Origin of the sequence: Candidatus Methylobacter oryzae (assembly GCF_003994235.2) — a bacterium.
Lineage (GTDB): Bacteria > Pseudomonadota > Gammaproteobacteria > Methylococcales > Methylomonadaceae > Methylobacter_A > Methylobacter_A oryzae.
Genome location: NZ_RYFG02000090.1, coordinates 25,396 through 42,001, shown reverse-complemented (window position 1 = coordinate 42,001; position 16,606 = coordinate 25,396). Strand labels below are relative to the sequence as shown.

Annotated in this window: 9 protein-coding genes; 8 read left to right on the top strand and 1 reads right to left on the bottom strand. The window is 51.1% G+C overall.

Features of this window, described 5'->3' with window-relative positions; genetic code table 11:
* Positions 1–97: 97 nt before the first annotated feature.
* A complete protein-coding gene (locus EKO24_RS10155) occupies positions 98–997 on the bottom strand; it encodes a serine/threonine protein kinase (protein ID WP_127030572.1) in 900 nt (299 codons plus the stop codon).
* 46 nt (positions 998–1,043) lie between these two features.
* On the opposite strand from EKO24_RS10155, the gene EKO24_RS10150 reads away from it, so the two are divergent.
* The 8 genes from EKO24_RS10150 to EKO24_RS10115 all read left to right on the top strand — a co-directional run bounded on the left by EKO24_RS10150 (position 1,044) and on the right by EKO24_RS10115 (position 16,585).
* Positions 1,044–1,910, top strand: coding sequence for a YicC/YloC family endoribonuclease (locus EKO24_RS10150; protein ID WP_127030573.1), 867 nt, complete (start codon positions 1,044–1,046; stop codon positions 1,908–1,910).
* A 548-nt stretch (positions 1,911–2,458) separates the two neighbouring features.
* Positions 2,459–5,599 carry a bifunctional diguanylate cyclase/phosphodiesterase gene (locus EKO24_RS10145; RefSeq protein ID WP_127030574.1) on the top strand — a complete coding sequence of 1,047 codons (3,141 nt, stop codon included), beginning with the start codon at positions 2,459–2,461 and terminating at the stop codon, positions 5,597–5,599.
* 314 nt (positions 5,600–5,913) lie between these two features.
* Positions 5,914–7,404: a complex I subunit 4 family protein gene (locus EKO24_RS10140; RefSeq protein WP_127030575.1), complete on the top strand. Its 1,491-nt coding sequence runs from the start codon at positions 5,914–5,916 to the stop codon at positions 7,402–7,404.
* A 121-nt stretch (positions 7,405–7,525) separates the two neighbouring features.
* Positions 7,526–10,945, top strand: a complete 3,420-nt coding sequence (locus EKO24_RS10135) for a DUF2309 domain-containing protein (protein WP_127030576.1) — start codon at positions 7,526–7,528, stop codon at positions 10,943–10,945.
* A gap of 39 nt (positions 10,946–10,984) precedes the next feature.
* Positions 10,985–12,586: an NADH-quinone oxidoreductase subunit 5 family protein gene (locus tag EKO24_RS10130; RefSeq protein ID WP_127030577.1), complete on the top strand. Its 1,602-nt coding sequence runs from the start codon at positions 10,985–10,987 to the stop codon at positions 12,584–12,586.
* 7 nt (positions 12,587–12,593) lie between these two features.
* Positions 12,594–14,162: a complex I subunit 4 family protein gene (locus EKO24_RS10125; RefSeq protein ID WP_127030578.1), complete on the top strand. Its 1,569-nt coding sequence runs from the start codon at positions 12,594–12,596 to the stop codon at positions 14,160–14,162.
* Positions 14,155–15,687, top strand: coding sequence for a complex I subunit 4 family protein (locus EKO24_RS10120; RefSeq protein WP_127030579.1), 1,533 nt, complete (start codon positions 14,155–14,157; stop codon positions 15,685–15,687). Before EKO24_RS10125 ends, EKO24_RS10120 begins: the two co-directional genes overlap by 8 nt.
* 367 nt (positions 15,688–16,054) lie before the next feature.
* Positions 16,055–16,585 (top strand): DUF4879 domain-containing protein, encoded by a 531-nt coding sequence (locus EKO24_RS10115; protein ID WP_161990594.1) that lies wholly within the window; start codon positions 16,055–16,057, stop codon positions 16,583–16,585.
* The last annotated feature ends 21 nt before the right edge of the window (positions 16,586–16,606 follow it).

The following is a 16,606-nucleotide window of genomic DNA, read 5'->3' as shown; positions in this document are numbered from 1 at the left end:
CGAGGCTTGCGATACTTGAAACGGTGTTTGCAAAATGACAAACCCTTGCCAAGTTTTTCCGTCGTTTTTATAAACTGATAGGTGGTGAGATCGGTAGTTAAGCGTTAATAAGAGCCTGCTGCAACTCGGCGACCGATTGCGGACGATTTTCCGGTTGTAAGGCCATTGCCCAATCAACCGCTTTTAACAGATGCTCAGGGAACTTGCGTTTAAACGCTTTAACTGCCGGAACCAGGGTATCTTGCTTGGCTCGATCAAGCGCAGGAACCGGCGTTTTATTTTCAAGGCAATTACGCATCGTTGCGCCCACCGCATAAATATCCGTCCACGGCCCCAACTGGGCGCTTAAATCATGCTGTTCTATCGGCGAAAAACCTTTAGTCAAAACCTTGCTTTGTTTACTCAAGTGAGATTTCGGAAAGCTTTGGATAGCGCCAAAGTCGAGCAATAACGCATCATAACCGGGACGTACCAAAATATTAGAGGGTTTAATATCCAGATGAACAAACTGGTGGCTGTGAATATGGCCTAAGCCTGCCAATAACGTATTGAACAAGCCGAATAAAAAATCTTCGGTCACAGAGAATGATTTATTTCTTAACAGCTTGTCCAGCGTAAGCCCATAGTCGTAAGTCATCACCATGTAAACAGTCGAATTAGCTTTAAAAAAGCCAATGACTTCAACAATATTAGGGTGCTTTAACTGAGACAAGACCTTGGCTTCTTCAAAGAACAATACCCTGCCGCGCTTGAATAAAGCGGCAGTTTCTTCACTGTTGGCGACAACCACATTATTCCAGGTTCGGTGAGCGAATTTTCGCGGCAGATATTCTTTAATCGCAACCTGAACCTGATCCGCTATTTGCCTGGCTAAGTAAACGGAACTGAAGCCCCCGTGCGCTAACTCCCTCTCTATGACATACTGGTCTATAATGGTGCCGGTTTGTAGGTAATTCCACTCTTTGGGGTAAGTTTGCGGATCGTAGTATTCAGCCATTGTGTTGATTGTTTTGTACTAGAAGCGCGTTAATTATAGGTGAAAAATGATTAGAAGCATGACCGCATTTGCCGGTAATGAGATAGAAATCGGCGACTTAACGATAAATTGTGAATTGCGCTCGGTCAATCACCGTTACTGCGATATTACCTTAAGATTGCCGGACCGGCTGCGTTTTGTTGAAGCCGATCTGCGCTCGGCTATAGCAGCAAAAATCAGCCGCGGCAAAATCGAATGCACCTTGAGCTATAAGAAACAGGCTAAAAACGGACCAAGCTTCGTCATTAATAGCGATGCGGTAACTGCGCTGCTTGCCGCGGCCGCCAGCATTGAGCGGCAAATGATGGGCCCCTTGTCGTTCTCGGCTCTGGATGTGTTGTCATTTCCCGGTGTTCAGCAGGAGCCGGATATTGATAGAGAGCAACTTGCATCCGGCATTACTGCTCTTGTTGAGCGGACCCTGGCCCAACTTGTGGAAGTGAGGGAAAGAGAAGGCGCGCAACTTAAACTGCTGATTGAAGAACGTTGCGCGAACATGTTGATTTTTGTCGTTTCAGCCGGCAAACGCATGCCGGAAGTACTATTACTGATCCGGAATAAACTGAAAGACCGCATTAGCGAGTTGGTCGAGCAGCCTGACTTTGACCGTTTGGAACAGGAGCTGGTTTTATTGGCTCAAAAACTGGACATTACCGAAGAGCTCGACAGGCTTGAAACCCATATCAATGAAGTGCTGCGAGTACTCCAGCAAAAAGTCCCGGTAGGCAGACGGCTGGATTTTTTAATGCAGGAATTGAACCGCGAAGCCAACACTTTGGGTTCTAAATCAACCGACAAGGAAATGACCAAAATAGCCATTGAACTTAAAGTGCTGATCGAGCAGATGCGCGAGCAAATACAGAACATTGAGTAGCCCGGCCAGACTCTCTTTTGGAGTTTTTACAAGCCATGAACTTCGCTATTCCAATACATTATTAATTAACCGAAGCGCCAAATTATCTTAGCGCACCTGAGTATTGGCCGCCGCGCCGTCCACATCTACAGCCCGCTCTCTTTACAGAACAGTGACAGCATGCGCTTTCATGGTATACTCGCAAGCACTTGATAACCCTATTATTAATACCATGCAAGTGCTTACAAAGAGAAGCTTAAGAAGAGCACCGTTTCATAGCACATTTAACATATGTAACGTTTATATTGCCCGCACTGCGGATATGCCGGTCCATTCGTTACGGCCGGCTCAGCGGATTAAATTTTCGACGGCGTTTTTTCAAGCGTATTGATATATAGTCTGTATAGCCTGAGTTTAAACAATCGGCAGACAGTCGTGACTGAATTCATTGAAACAAACATTGTCTTGAATTTTAGAAGAATTAAAAAAATCATCTTCACGTCATAATAAATGCAATTTATATCATTCCTCATGGCGGATTCACTAGGAACTAAAGGGGAAAAGACACAATGACGCCTCCCGACTACGCATCCCGATTCTCTCGCAGCCTTTGGCTGACGTTAGGAATATTTGTCATTTTCGCTATTCTCTTTGTTGTCTATGTCAAAGCAGAAAAGCAGATAGACCGCGCCAATGAGTCGCGGCTTCAATCGCACTTGCTGGCGGATGAGTTGCGCCAATCGTCAGATGATCTTTCCCGTATGGTACATAGTTACCTAATCACCGGAAATCCTATTTATAAGCAACACTACCTGGAAATTCTCGACATTCGCGACGGTAAAAAGCCGCGTCCCGCTAATTATCAAAATGTTTATTGGGATCTGGTGCTGGCGGATGATCGGAGGCCGCTCCCATACACTGAACAAAGGATTGCCTTATTGGACTTGATGCGGCAAGCAGGCTTTTCCGAGGAAGAGTTCGCTAAATTGGCACAAGCTAAGGCCAATTCCGACGCGTTGACCGCCACCGAATACAGCGCAATGAAACTAATCGAATCCACAGCGGTCCCTACTGACGCCAATCGCCTGAAAGCAAGCCAAATGCTGAGCGATACGGCTTATTATCAGGCCAAAGCTAACATCATGCGGCCGATCGGCGAGTTTTACCAACTGATGAACCAACGCACTCTAAATGAGGTTAACGCCGCTGAGCATATGGCTATGCTTTTACGCATGGTGTTCATTTCATCCGGCTTGCTGCTGTTACTTGTGCTGTGGTGCACTTACCGTACTTTATATAATACGTTGGGCTCATCGGTCGGCGAGCTGTATAGACATATCACCTGTTTAGGCCGGGGAGATTTTTCATCCGCTGTCCCTGTCGCACAAGGTATGGAAAACAGCATCTTGGGCTGGCTATCGGAAACGCAGGTCAACCTTGCCTGGAGCGATGCTCTGCGTAAGGAAGCTGAAGCAAGAAACCGGCGCATGACTCAACTTTATGCCGCTTTAAGTCAATGTAATCAAGCCATTGTGCGTTGCAACAATGAGCATGAACTATTTACGATCATTTGCCGAGACGCGGTCACTTTCGGCGGTATGACGATGGCATGGATAGGGCTGTTGGACGAACATAGCCGTCTACTTAAGCCGGTTGCCTCTTACGGTACCGGTACTGAGTATCTGGCAGGAATACATATTTCAACTGACGCAAACGAGGCAGCCGGGCGAGGCCCAACCGGAATATCCGTGCGTAAAGACCAGCCGTTTTGGTGTCAGGACTTTCAGAACGATCCTGTGACCGCGCCTTGGCACGAGCGTAGCGCAAAGTTCGGATGGCGAGCTTCCGCCGCACTGCCGCTGCATAAAAACGGTGCGGTTATCGGCGTTTTTACACTGTATTCCTCCGAAGTTAACGCTTTCGATGAAGCGGCCCGTAACCTGCTGATCGAAATGGTGATAGATATCGATTATGCGCTGAACAGTTTTGAGCGCGAGGCGCAACGCAGGCAGGCTGAAAGTTTACTCGCGGATTCGCACAAACTGCTTAAAACCATCATTGATACGGCCCCGATACGGGTATTTTGGAAAGATACGAATCTCCGCTATATGGGCTGTAATCCTGCTTTCGCCAAAGATGCCGGAGCAGCGTCCGCGCAAGATATCATCGGCAAGGACGATTTTCAGCTGATCTGGAAAGATCAGGCCGAACACTATCAAACCGACGATCGTTGGGTGATGGATTTAAATATTCCCAAACTTGCCGTAGAAGAGCTGAAAATCATGCCGGACGGGACCGGCATCTGGCTGCGAACCTCGAAAGTGCGGCTTCAGAATGAGGTTAACGAAACTATTGGCGTATTAGGGATTTACGAAGATATAACCGAACAAAAGAAAATTGAAGAACGTATTCACTATCTGGCCAATTTTGATCCTCTGACTGGGCTGCCGAATCGTACCCAACTGAGCGATCATCTTAAATATGCACTCAGTTTAACGAAGCGCAGTAACGGAAGTTTGGCTTTGATGTTCCTTGACCTCGACCACTTCAAGGACATTAACGACTCACTCGGCCATAGTACCGGCGATGCGTTATTGATTGAGTTGGCCAAACGCCTGTGCAAAGTGCTTCGGTCGGAAGATATGGTGACTCGCCTGGGCGGGGACGAATTCATTCTGTTATTGCCCGGTGTCGATGCAAACGGTGCCGCTCAGGTTGCGCAGAAATTACTGGATGCGATTGCCGAGCCTTATCTGATTGAACTTTACGATTTGAGTTTGACCGCCTCAATAGGCATTGCACTGTACCCGGAAGATGGCGAGGATTTGGAAGCGCTCTCCAAGAGCGCAGACGCTGCGATGTATCGTGCCAAACAGGAAGGCCGCCAATGCTATCGCTTTTTTACCCAGGAGATGCAAGCGCGTTCGGCACGCAACCTGCTGTTGGTGAATGCACTGCATCACGCACTGGAGCTTGGGCAATTGCAAATCTATTACCAGCCGCAGATTTCGATGCGCGAAGGGCATGTAATTGGAGCCGAAGCTTTACTGCGTTGGCAACATCCTGAACTGGGTTTCGTATCCCCGGCAGAATTTATTCCGGTTGCGGAAGGCTGCGGTTTGATTCTGCCGATCGGCGAATGGGTGTTGAGACAGGCCGTACGGCAGGCTAAGACTTGGATGAATCAAGGTTTGGGTTCATTAACTATGGCAGTAAACCTATCCGCGGTGCAGTTCCGTCATTCCGATTTGCCGGAACTGGTCACACGCATCCTCGACGAGGAGGACTTGCCGGCCGAGTATCTGGAGCTGGAGTTGACCGAAAGCGTGGCAATGCACAACCCGCAAGGCGCTATCGCCATTATGGATAATCTGTACGACAGGGGTATCCGGATGTCGATTGACGACTTCGGTACCGGCTATTCGTCGCTGAGCTACTTGAAGAAATTTAAAGTCTACAAACTGAAAATCGATCAATCCTTTGTCCGCGACATCACCACCGATCCGGAAGACAAAGCCATCGTTAGTGCCATTATCAACTTGGCGAAGAGCCTTGGCCTGAAAACCATTGCCGAAGGCGTCGAAACCGAAGGCCAGCAAGCATTCTTACACGAACAGGAATGCGACGAAATGCAGGGTTATCTGTTCAGCAAGCCGGTACCGGCTAAGCAGTTTGAAGCCTTATTGAAGCAATGCTTTGTGCCGGGATAACTTAATGTAGTTTGGAGTGAGCAAGCCTGAGGGGTAAAAAATACAACGAGGTGCTACATTGGCCGTGAAAGGATACTGAAAGGTTGTAATGCTAAACTAAAGGTCGCCCGCTAAAACGCATTCTGAGACATCCGCGAAATAGCAGCATTAGGTTGTGGACTTACCATTGCAGTCGGCCATAATCGGTAAAAAGTATTTATACCCAGAGGGCATAAGTTTCGTTGAGCAGACAAGCTGCTCAACTCAGCTTTATAGTTTACAATTGCCAAGCCTTGAAACTACCCGATAACAGAGCATAAGGAACACTAAAAACCATGGGGATACTCAGCATACTGCTCTGGACTCCGGCTGCCGGAGTCTTGCTCTTGGTCTTGACTCCCGGCCGGAATGTTCAATTAATCCGCTATATCGCGCATCTGTTTGCCGCTATCGCTCTGTTACTGGTTTGCTGGCTACTCAGTATTTATAACGCGCACGATGCGGAGTTGCAGTTTAACGAATACTTTCCGCTTAACCCTAAGTTGGGTAGCGCTTATGCGTTGGGCGTAGACGGTTTGTCGATGCCGATGCTGGCATTGGCGACATTACTGACATCAATCGCATTATTGGTCTCACTGCGACTATCCCATGGAGTTAAGGGTTATCACATCTGTATGCTGCTGCTCGAATTCGGCATGCTAGGCGTATTCCTGGCCCAGGATTGGGCGTTGTTCTATATCTTCTGGGAAGTGACTTTAATCCCGCTATTCTTCTTGATTGGCCGCTGGGGCGGCAAACGCCGGCATACGGCCAGCCTTAATTTTGTGCTGTACACGATGGGCGGTTCGATTTTCATGCTGATCAGTTTGCTGGCGGTCAGCCAATACGATCTCGAACACGCCGGTTCGTTAATGTCGTCGATGCATCAGGCCGCGCAGGACATGCCGAGAATCGAGCAGATTCTGGTTCTGCTGGGATTCGTGATCGGCTTCGGCGTCAAGATGCCGATTTTTCCGCTGCACGGCTGGCTGCCGCTGGCGCATGTTGAAGCGCCGAGCCCGGTCAGTGTTTTACTGTCCGGCATTTTGCTGAAAATGGGCGCTTACGGATTAATCCGGGCGGTGGTGATGTTGCCGGAAGCCGCGAAACTATTGCAGCCGTTCCTGCTTTTCCTGGGCCTGTTCGGCATGTTGTATGGCGGCCTGTTAGCTTGGCGGCAAAGCGATCTTAAAGCGATGGTCGCCTATTCTTCAATCAGCCATATGGGCCTTGTCTTGTTGGGCATTGCAACCCTGAACCAAATCGGCATTACCGGCGCCGTGCTGCAAATGACGGCCCACGGCTTGATCGCCGGGGCGCTGTTTCTGTTGGTCGGCCTGCTGTACGAACGCACCCATACCCGCAATATCCAGGATTACAGCTCACTGATTCAAGTGATGCCGCGTTTTACGCTATTCATGACGTTAACGTTGCTGGCGGCGATGGGGCTGCCGGGCTCGGTCGGCTTTATTGCCGAATTGCATACGTTGATCGGCGGATACACTTCAGTGGCGGGTATCGGTATGAAGATGGGCTTAATGGCGTTTTTTAGCGTGAGCATTCTAATCGGGGCAGCCTACGCGATGCGTACAATCGGCCTGTTATTTACAGGCCCTGTAAAACCGCAAATGCAACAAGTGGACGATTTGCAGGCACCGGAATTATTGGCGGCTGGAATGCTGGTTACAGGCATCATATTGTTCGGTTTGTCGCCCGGTCCGCTGCTGGACTTGTCAGCGGCTACCGTCAGCAAGATGAACGGCGTGATCAGTCAACGGATTTTGTAGCGATGACACGGATACAACTGATTGACACGGATTTTATAAAATTGCCACACGCTTGTACGGCGATAAGTGCTTATACGTTTAAATCCGTGCGCTGAATTTAAAATAAAAAACAAACAACACGATGCAAAAGCCAGACAATTTACGTGAGCAAATCATTACCGCACTAAATCATCTGGATCACGTTCTGCCCGGACAGGCGCCGATCCTCGATTTCGTGCATCACAATACCCTGCATGGCTTTCAACATCTGCCGTTCGATCAGGCGCTGGCTGAGTTTGAAGCGTTGACTGGTATTGACTGTTATCTTCCCGAAGAGAAAAACCGCGATTTTTACCGGCAGGGACGTATTACCGAAAGCGACTTGTGCGCCGCTTTTGCGCAATACCCGAACTTGCAGACGGAGCGAATCGTTTGCGCATTGAAAGATAAAGCGATCACCCGGCAGGATATTTACCGCATTGCGTTGTTATTCGATTTACAAGCAATTAGCGTCAGCCAATTGAATTGGCAGATAGAAGAGCTGGCCGCCCTGGAGGCGGTGCAGGCCGATGTGCCGGATTCTATTCATCAGCACTTGATAGCAGCCGGCGACAACGCTATCCGGCTTTTATGGGAAAGTATTTTAACCAAGCTCGGGCTCGACCAGGCGGCCTTGCATCCGGAAAATATGCTGGATTTATCGCTGGAACAAGCCGAGCAATGGCTGGCAGCGGAAGAGCCCGGCGCAAAGCAGAGCGAAGATAGCATCTCAACGCATGGGCAAATGCGGCAACACGCCGCCGGGACACTGGATCAATTATTGGCCGAAGTCGGCGTCAGCATTAGCTTGCGCGGGGTTATCCTGGCATTGAGCGGCATAGACATCCTCGATTCCGTTCGCCCGCAGCTGATACGTTTTTGTGCGTCAGCACTGGATGAAGGCGTAGCGGCATGGCAACTGCCCGAACGTAGCCGCTTGGGTCTCTACCCCAGTTGGCGCGCAACGGCCCAGTATGACGCCAATCCTTTTTTGCATGCATTGCCTGACTGGCAGCAGATCATCGCCGAATTGCCTGAAGATGCGGCCGATACGATTATCCTGCAACTGAGCCATCTGGAAATACCGCAAACGCAATGGGAAGGTTATCTTCGCCGTCTGGCGTTGGAAATCCCCGGCTGGTCTGGAATGATCAACTGGCGGCAGCATCACCCTAACTACCATCCTACCAATAACGCCGCACCAACCTTGGCCGACTATCTGGCCATAAGACTGACGCTGGACAGGCTCTGGCTAAACCAGGTCTGCCGCGATAATTGGAAGATTGAAGCCAAGCTGGGCTCAATTCGCAGCTATTTCCGCAAAAACCTGTCGGAATTTATGGTGCGTAACCTCCTATACCAAGGTCATTTGCCGGAATATCTGGCGCACTTGACCGAATCGCTGACCTTGCATGCCGGCTCAGAGCGCTATGACCGCAACGACTGGCAGCGGCTTGCAGACCTGATTTGGACCTGGCGGTGCAGTCCGATAGCGGATAAAGCTGAGCTGAGCGGCTCGTCCGCTCATGCGAAACTTATGCCCTTTGGGTATAAAGCTGAGCTGAGCGGCTTGCCCGCTCAAACCCTACTTATGCCCTCTGGGTGTAAACACGCTATAGCCGCTCACTCGCCGCATGACAACGGCTGGCGTTTGTTCCGCTTGTGCCAACATCTGGGGCTTACTAACACAGACCTGCAACAACTGGACGTTAACGATCTTCAAGCCATGTTGGCGGTGCTGGATGAATTTACCCCCGCTGAACGCAGTAAAATCTGGCTGATCGCTTACGAGCATCATTATCGCGAGAGCTTCTTTCAGGCAATACGCGCCAACCACCAGCGCGGCCGTTGGGCCGGACGCGTACAGCGTCCCGACGCGCAAATTATTTTCTGCATGGATGACCGAGAAGAAGGTTTTCGCCGTCATCTTGAAGAACTCAATCCCGCGATTGAAACCCTGGGAGCCGCCGGATTTTTCGGCATTGCGATGAATTACAAAGGGCTGGACGACGGCAAGGTAACACCGCTGTGCCCTGTCGTGGTAACGCCTGCCCACGAAGTTCAAGAGCGCGCCCAACCGGGCAATGAATCCGTGTTGCAAAGCCATAACCGTGGCCGCAAGCTGGGGCAGTGGTTCAGTAATCAGTTGCATCAAGGTTTACGCCGGAACCTGTTGCTGTCGCAGCCGGTCATTAATGCGATTGCACCGGTTACTTTTGCCGGATTACTGGCTAAGGCATTGTTACCCAAAACCCAACAAAACCTGGTTTCCGGCATCGCCAGACTGGCCGTCCCGGACGTTAAAACGCAACTGCAGTTTACCGCTACCGATGCCTCAACGCTTGCTACGCCGGAGCGCCCCAAATTGGGATTTACCGATACCGAACAAGCCGACCGGGTTGCAGGCTTTTTACGTAATACCGGCCTGACCTATGGATTTTCGGAAGTGGTTGTCCTAATGGGCCACGGTTCCATCAGCCAGAATAACCCGCATCTGGCGGCTTACGATTGCGGCGCCTGTAGCGGCCGGCACGGCGGGCCGAACGCCAGGGTGTTTGCCGCAATGGCTAATCGCCCTGAAATACGCGAATTGCTGGCGGAACGCGGCATCAACATTCCGGACGATACTTGGTTTATCGGCGCCGAGCATAACACTTGCAATGAAGAAATCAGCTGGTACGACCTTGATCAACTTCCAGTCGAGCGGCAGGACGGACTCAAGAAACTTCAGCAGGAACTACGGCATGCTCAACGGATGTCGGCGCACGAACGCTGCCGCAGGCTGGCGTCGGCTCCGCGCAAGCCGACGCCCGAACAGGCCTTGGCGCATATCCAGGAACGTTCCGCCGATTTCTCCCAGGTTCGCCCGGAACTCGGCCATGCAACTAATGCGGCAGCGGTTGTCGGACGGCGCTCGCTAACTCAAGGCGCGTTTTTCGATCGCCGGGTATTTTTGATTTCCTACGACCCGACTCAAGACCCGGAAGGCAAAGTGCTGGAAAACATTTTGCTGGCGGTGGCCCCGGTCGGTGCGGGCATTAACCTGGAATATTATTTTTCCACCGTTAATAACGAACGTTTCGGTTGCGGTTCTAAAGTACCGCATAACGTCACCGGTTTTTTTGGCGTGATGGAAGGGGCAAGCAGCGATTTACGCACCGGCCTGCCTCGGCAAATGATTGAAATACATGAACCGATGCGCTTGCAGATTTTGGTTGAGGCAAAAACAGCGGTATTGGAAGAGATTTATCATCGTCAAGCAAGCATACGGGAATTGGTCGCGGGCGGTTGGGTGCATTTGAGCGCTAAAGACCCGGACAGCGGCGAGATTTTCGTGTTCCAAGCCAATGCGGGTTTTGTGCCTTGGCGGGCGGAAGCAAAAGACTTGCCGGTTCGCGGAAACTCGCCGGATTGTTACCGCGAGCAAACGCTGCCGGTAGAGCCTGCCCTAATTAAACAGCCTATTATAGAGAGCGCTACGAATAGCCCTCTCCCTCTGGAGAGGGCTTTTTCTCCGCATTAATTGAACCCCCATCTACATGTCCTTGAATCTTAATTTAATATGGATGCATTAGTCGTTTTAATTCCGTTAATGCCGTTGATCGGCGCTTCGGTTATCGGTATCGGCCACCTGTTCGGCGCGATCGACGGTGAACAAAGCGAGACCGTCACAGCCGACATTGCCAGTTGGACGGTTTTTATGTCCAGCCTGCTGGCCTTGATTCTGCTGGGTGCCGACTTACTGGGTAAAAATACCGGCTTTTACAATGTAGGACAGTGGCTAAGCAGCTATACGCTGGACATACATATCAATTTTGTCACCGGCGGCTTTAATGTCCGTCTGGCGGCGTTGTTTTCGCTACTGTTGGCGATAGTCACCCATTTTTCGGTTAACTATATGCATCGGGAGGCCGGTTACCACCGCTTCTTCTTTACGCTGAGCCTGTTCTGTTCGGCAATACTGTTGCTGGTGCTGTCGGGCAATACAATCGGTACTTTTATCGGTTGGGAAGTCGCGGGATTGTGTTCTTACTTTTTGATAGCCTACGCTTACGATCGTCCGGTTGCCTCCGCGAATGCGACACGCGTTTTTATCACCAACCGTATCGGCGACGCCGCGTTCTTGTTGGGTTCGGGTTTAAGTTACGCCTGGGGCGGAGGCGTTAACTGGAACGCTATCAATACGTTAGCCGCGCAAATGAGTCCAGGTGAAGCGGCTGCAATTACGTTGTGTTTTTCGGTAGCCGCTTTTGCCAAATCGGCACAGCTGCCGTTCACGTCTTGGCTGGCCAGGGCAATGGAAGGGCCTACGCCATCGAGCGCGGTGTTTTACGGTGCGGTTATGGTACACGCCGGCGTCTACCTGATCATTTTGCTGAGACCTGTTTTTGAGCAGGCGCCGTTGGTGATGGCAATAGTTGCTATCGTGGGTTTGGTCACAGCCGTTTATGCTTTTGTGGTCGGCTTGACGCAAACCGACGTTAAAAGCTCGCTGATTTTTGCAACGTCCGGCCAGTTGGGCTTGATGTTTCTGGAATGCGGCCTGGGCTTTTGGCAACTGGCCGAATGGCATCTTTGCGCTCACGCGGTGGTTCGCTGCTATCAATTCCTGACGGCGCCGTCACTGATGCATAACATGCAAGGCCATTATATAGAGACTTCACGGCGCCAATCTTCCTCGCCTGCTCGCCGCCGTCATCTGCGCCGCGTCGGCGACGTTCCGCCCTGGGTTTATGTCGCGTCATTACAACGGTTCTGGCTGGACCCGATTATCGACTGGGCGCTGCTCAAACCGGTGCGCGGCCTGGCGCATGATCTTAGCTATTTTGACGATCATATCGTTGACCGCGTGATGGGGTCTCCCGCTCCGGCAATCAAAGCGATATCGTCACTGGCTCAACTGGAAGAGCGGAGAATAGGCGCTCACCTGGAAAGCGATTCGGATAAGTTTGCTCAAGGCAGCGGGCTGGCCGGAACACTGACCGAATGGACAGCCGCCGTCGTGCACTGGTTTGAAGATCATTTCGTATTACGCGGCATTGGCAGGAATACCGTCAATTACGGCCGCGAGCTTGGACATATCGCCAACATGTTTGAACAATCAGTGCTCAGGCCCCGTTATCTGCTGTTGTTTGTGTTTATAACATTGCTCGTTGCATTTTGAGGATCTGATGGATATTACGGTTACACCCTGGTCGGAATCGGCGGCCTTTCCTCTATTGACAGTGCTGACGCTGGTTCCGCTGGCAGCCACAATCGCTATCCTGTTTTCGCCGTCGTCGAAAGTTGCATTGCGTTTCGGTTTTACCGGAGCGGCACTGACGCTATTGCTGAGTATCTACCTGCTGTTTGTTTTCGATTCAGCGCTTCCGGGTATTCATCTGGTTGAGGATGTGCGTGTTGCAGGCCTGAGTTACCGTGTCGGCGTTGACGGCACCAATGTTTTATTTATCCCGCTAACGGCTGTTTTAACTTTCCTGGCGTTGATTTATACCTTAATCACCCGCCATGTGGGCGACCGTTTGTTTATTGCCTGTCTGCTAGGCTATGAGACTGTGCTGATCGGTGCGTTTGCCGCGCTGAACGTGATGCAGTTCTGGATATGGTGCGTGCTGGAGCTGATTCCCGTGGCGCTGTTGACGATACACGCCGGCACCGGGCAAAACCGGCGCTGGGTTGTCGCGCAATTGTTGCAATACTGGGTCAGCGGTTTGTTGATGACCTTGGCCGGTTTTTTATTGCTGGCCTTCGGCTTGATCGATTCCGCGCATCCGCTGACGTTCGACTGGCTGACGCTAAAACAGAATAACGCTTACCTAAACGATGAAGTATTGATTTTTGTGCTGCTGTTTTTCGGCTTCTCGGTTCGTATGCCTTTATTTCCGTTTCACGGTTGGCTGCCGGTATTGGCGGAGCAAGGCACGGTCGCCAGCGCGGTCATTTTTCTGGTGGGTTTGAAACTGGGCATTTATGCGCTGATTCGTTTCATTTTGCCGATGGTGCCCGGCGTTGCCGAGCAATGGTCCGGTTTCGTGGTCACTTTGGGGCTAATCAGCATTTTTTACGGCGCATTGCTGGCGCTGATGCAGATCAATATTCGCCGCTTACTGGCTTTTGCGGTGATCAGCCAAACCGGCATGTTGGTCATCGGCGCTTTCTGTTTTAACGAGAACGGCTTGGAAGGCAGCTTGTTGCTGTCGGTAGCCTACGGCCTGGCGACAGCCGGCATGCTGTTCAGCGTCGGCTTGATTTATGAGCGTTGCCGAACCTCCTATCTGCCGCGTCTGGGCGGGCTATTCGATACTAACGGTACGCTGGCGTTATTGTTCATGATTTCCGCCTTAAGCACGATGGTAATGCCCGGTACGCCCGGATTCGATGCCGCGCATTTGCTGGTCGAAGGCATTATTGAGGAAGACGGCTGGCTGCTTGCCATCGCTATTTTGATCGGCAACGTGATGTCCGCCGCGTTCCTGTTATGGGCTTTCCAACGGATTTTCATGGCGAGTCCGAAGCGCGCCAAACAGCCCTATAATTGCGCCCACCATCCGGTTTTGAAGGAGCGAATTATTACGCTGGTGATTTGCCTGCTGCTGATAGGCACCGGTTTTTACACAACGCCGTGGTTGAATTTCATCGACCAGGATGCAGCCGCTATCGGCAAACAATTTCCGATGCACGGTTCGCAGCAGCCGGCCGAGGGTTCGGGCGCCGGTACTAAGGATGATCAACATGAGTAATGCAAATTTTCCGATCCTAAGTTTGATCATTTTTCTCCCGTTATTGGGAGCGCTTGCGGTAGGCGTTATCGCTAATATCCGTCTGGCCAAGATTGCCGGATTAGCGTTTGCGGTGATCGAACTGATCGCAACAGCAATAGTGCTGCTGTTGTTTAATGCCGATATTGGCAATACCTTTCAACTGGTCGAACATCACGCCTGGATACCAAGCATGAATATCGAATACCTGGTTGGCGTGGACGGCATTTCGGTATTGTTTTTGCCGATGTCCGCCTTGCTGACCTTGATGGTGATCATTGCTTCATGGAATTCGGTACAGCATCAGGCCCGCTTCCATCTGGCTTTATTGCTGGCTTTGGAAGGCATCACCGTTGGCGTATTCCTGGCGCTGGATATGGCGTTGTTCTTTTTATTCTGGGAACTGACCTTACCGCCGATTTTCTTTTTAATCGGTTTGTGGGGAGTAGGTTCAGGGCGGCGCGGCGCGGCGATAAAATATACGCTGTTCATGCTGTTTAGCGGCGTGCCGCTACTGTTTGCGACTATCATACTGGCAGTCAATCATGCCGCTTCGGTAGGCGGCGGTATTCCTCAAAATCTGGCTTTCAGCCTGCCGGTATTACTGGAAACGCCATTGCCCGATAACCTGCAGGCATTGGTGTTTTTATTATTATTGCTCGGTTTTGCCGTTAAAGCGCCGTTAGTACCGTTTCATACCTGGCTGCCCACCGTGGCGATGGAAGGGCCGACGCAAATGGCGGCCTTGTTGGCCGGCTTGAAACTTGGCGTTTTCGGCATTATTCGTTTTGCGATGCCGCTGGCCTCTTCGGCCGCCGTTCAATACAGTTGGATGTTAGGCATACTCGGCGCGATTACGCTGGTTTACACCGCATTGATTGCGTTGCAGCAAACCAATCTGCGCCGTTTGTTGGCTTACGCCAGCGTCAGCCATGTGGGCTTGGTGATTGTCGGTATCGCATCCTTGAATATGCCGGGTTTTCAGGGCGCTATTTTCCAACTGTTGAATTTTACGATGATTGCGGGATCTTTGATGCTGGCGGCCGGATTTATCCAGCATCGTTTGGGCAGCACCGAAGCGATTCATCTGGGCGGTTTGGCTAAAGCCATGCCGCGCTTGACCAGCTTTTACTTTTTATTCGCGCTGGCCAGTATAGGTTTGCCCGGAACCAGCGGGTTTCCTGCCGAATTATTGTTGATTATCAGCACCATGCTCGCGCATCCGAGTATCAGTATTGCCGCCCTGAGCGGCGCGATACTCAGCGCCGCCTATATGCTGTCTTTTACCCGCCGCGCTTTCTTTGGTCCCGTTACTCAGGCCGGCGTTAAACAGGTGCAGGATTTGCGCCCCAGGGAATTGGCCTTATTGTGCGTACCGGCATTGTTGATATTGGTCTTTGGTTTTTTTCCGAACAGCGTGTTGAAGATCAACCGCGAAACGGCGGAGACTTGGTTGTCAAGGCTGTTGGATCAACCGGTATTGGCTAACGATGTTCAGCGGAACTAGAGTATTTCTTTATTACTTAAAGAGCCGCTAAAGCGACGTTTATTTGAATCGGGGTCTCGCCCCCCGAAGGCGAGATACTTTTCGCTACGAAAACCATCCGTGGTTTTCGCCCTGCGGGCCAGCCTTATCGGCTGTTCAAATTCGCTCCTGGCGAATTTGTGCTCCGCCAAAAGAAAGTATTCAAAGAAAAGGCGGCCCGTTGTCGGTGCTCGGCGCGGCAAACGGGATTCCATCCTTGCCAGAATAAGCTTCTATTGCTTAACAGAAAGGGTTAGCAGTGGATTAATTCTAATTAATCGAGAATTGCTCTAAATGAAACTTTCTTCCTAAATCGATGAATATCTACCTATTCAGGAGGCTTTTAAAAATGAAAAAGATCGTCAAATTAGCGGAGGGTTATTTGCCGACGATTGCCGCTGTCGTTGCGACAGCTTGCTTTCAAGCCGGTCAAGTTTACGCCGGCGATACAATCGACGGCCAGAGCTTGAATTTGCCGAGCGTGGACATAGCCGGCAAAATCAATCCGACCGGTCCTGCCGGCATATCGTATTATCAAGTTTACGCGGTCGGCTCATCCAATGCCGGCTGGGAATATCTGAAAGACCTGCAAACCGCAACAACGCAAGATCATGGCGGCTCCCGGATAACCGTAGTGACTTTTCAATACGGCTACGGCCAAGCGAGTGGCGGCACGCTTAACGCTGCGGCCGGAACTCATGAGAAAGTCAGCGTATGCGGCCCTTCCGCGGCGCTGTATTATTGCGGAACCGGGGACAAGATCACCGGCTATCTCGATTATTATTCATTCGATGGCGCGCAAAACGGGTATTTTACCGGCAGCGCATCATCTTCAATTCCGCCCCTAGGAACTTGGACCGATAGCGTTTATATACAGTAAGCCAGCATATGCAATATCGCG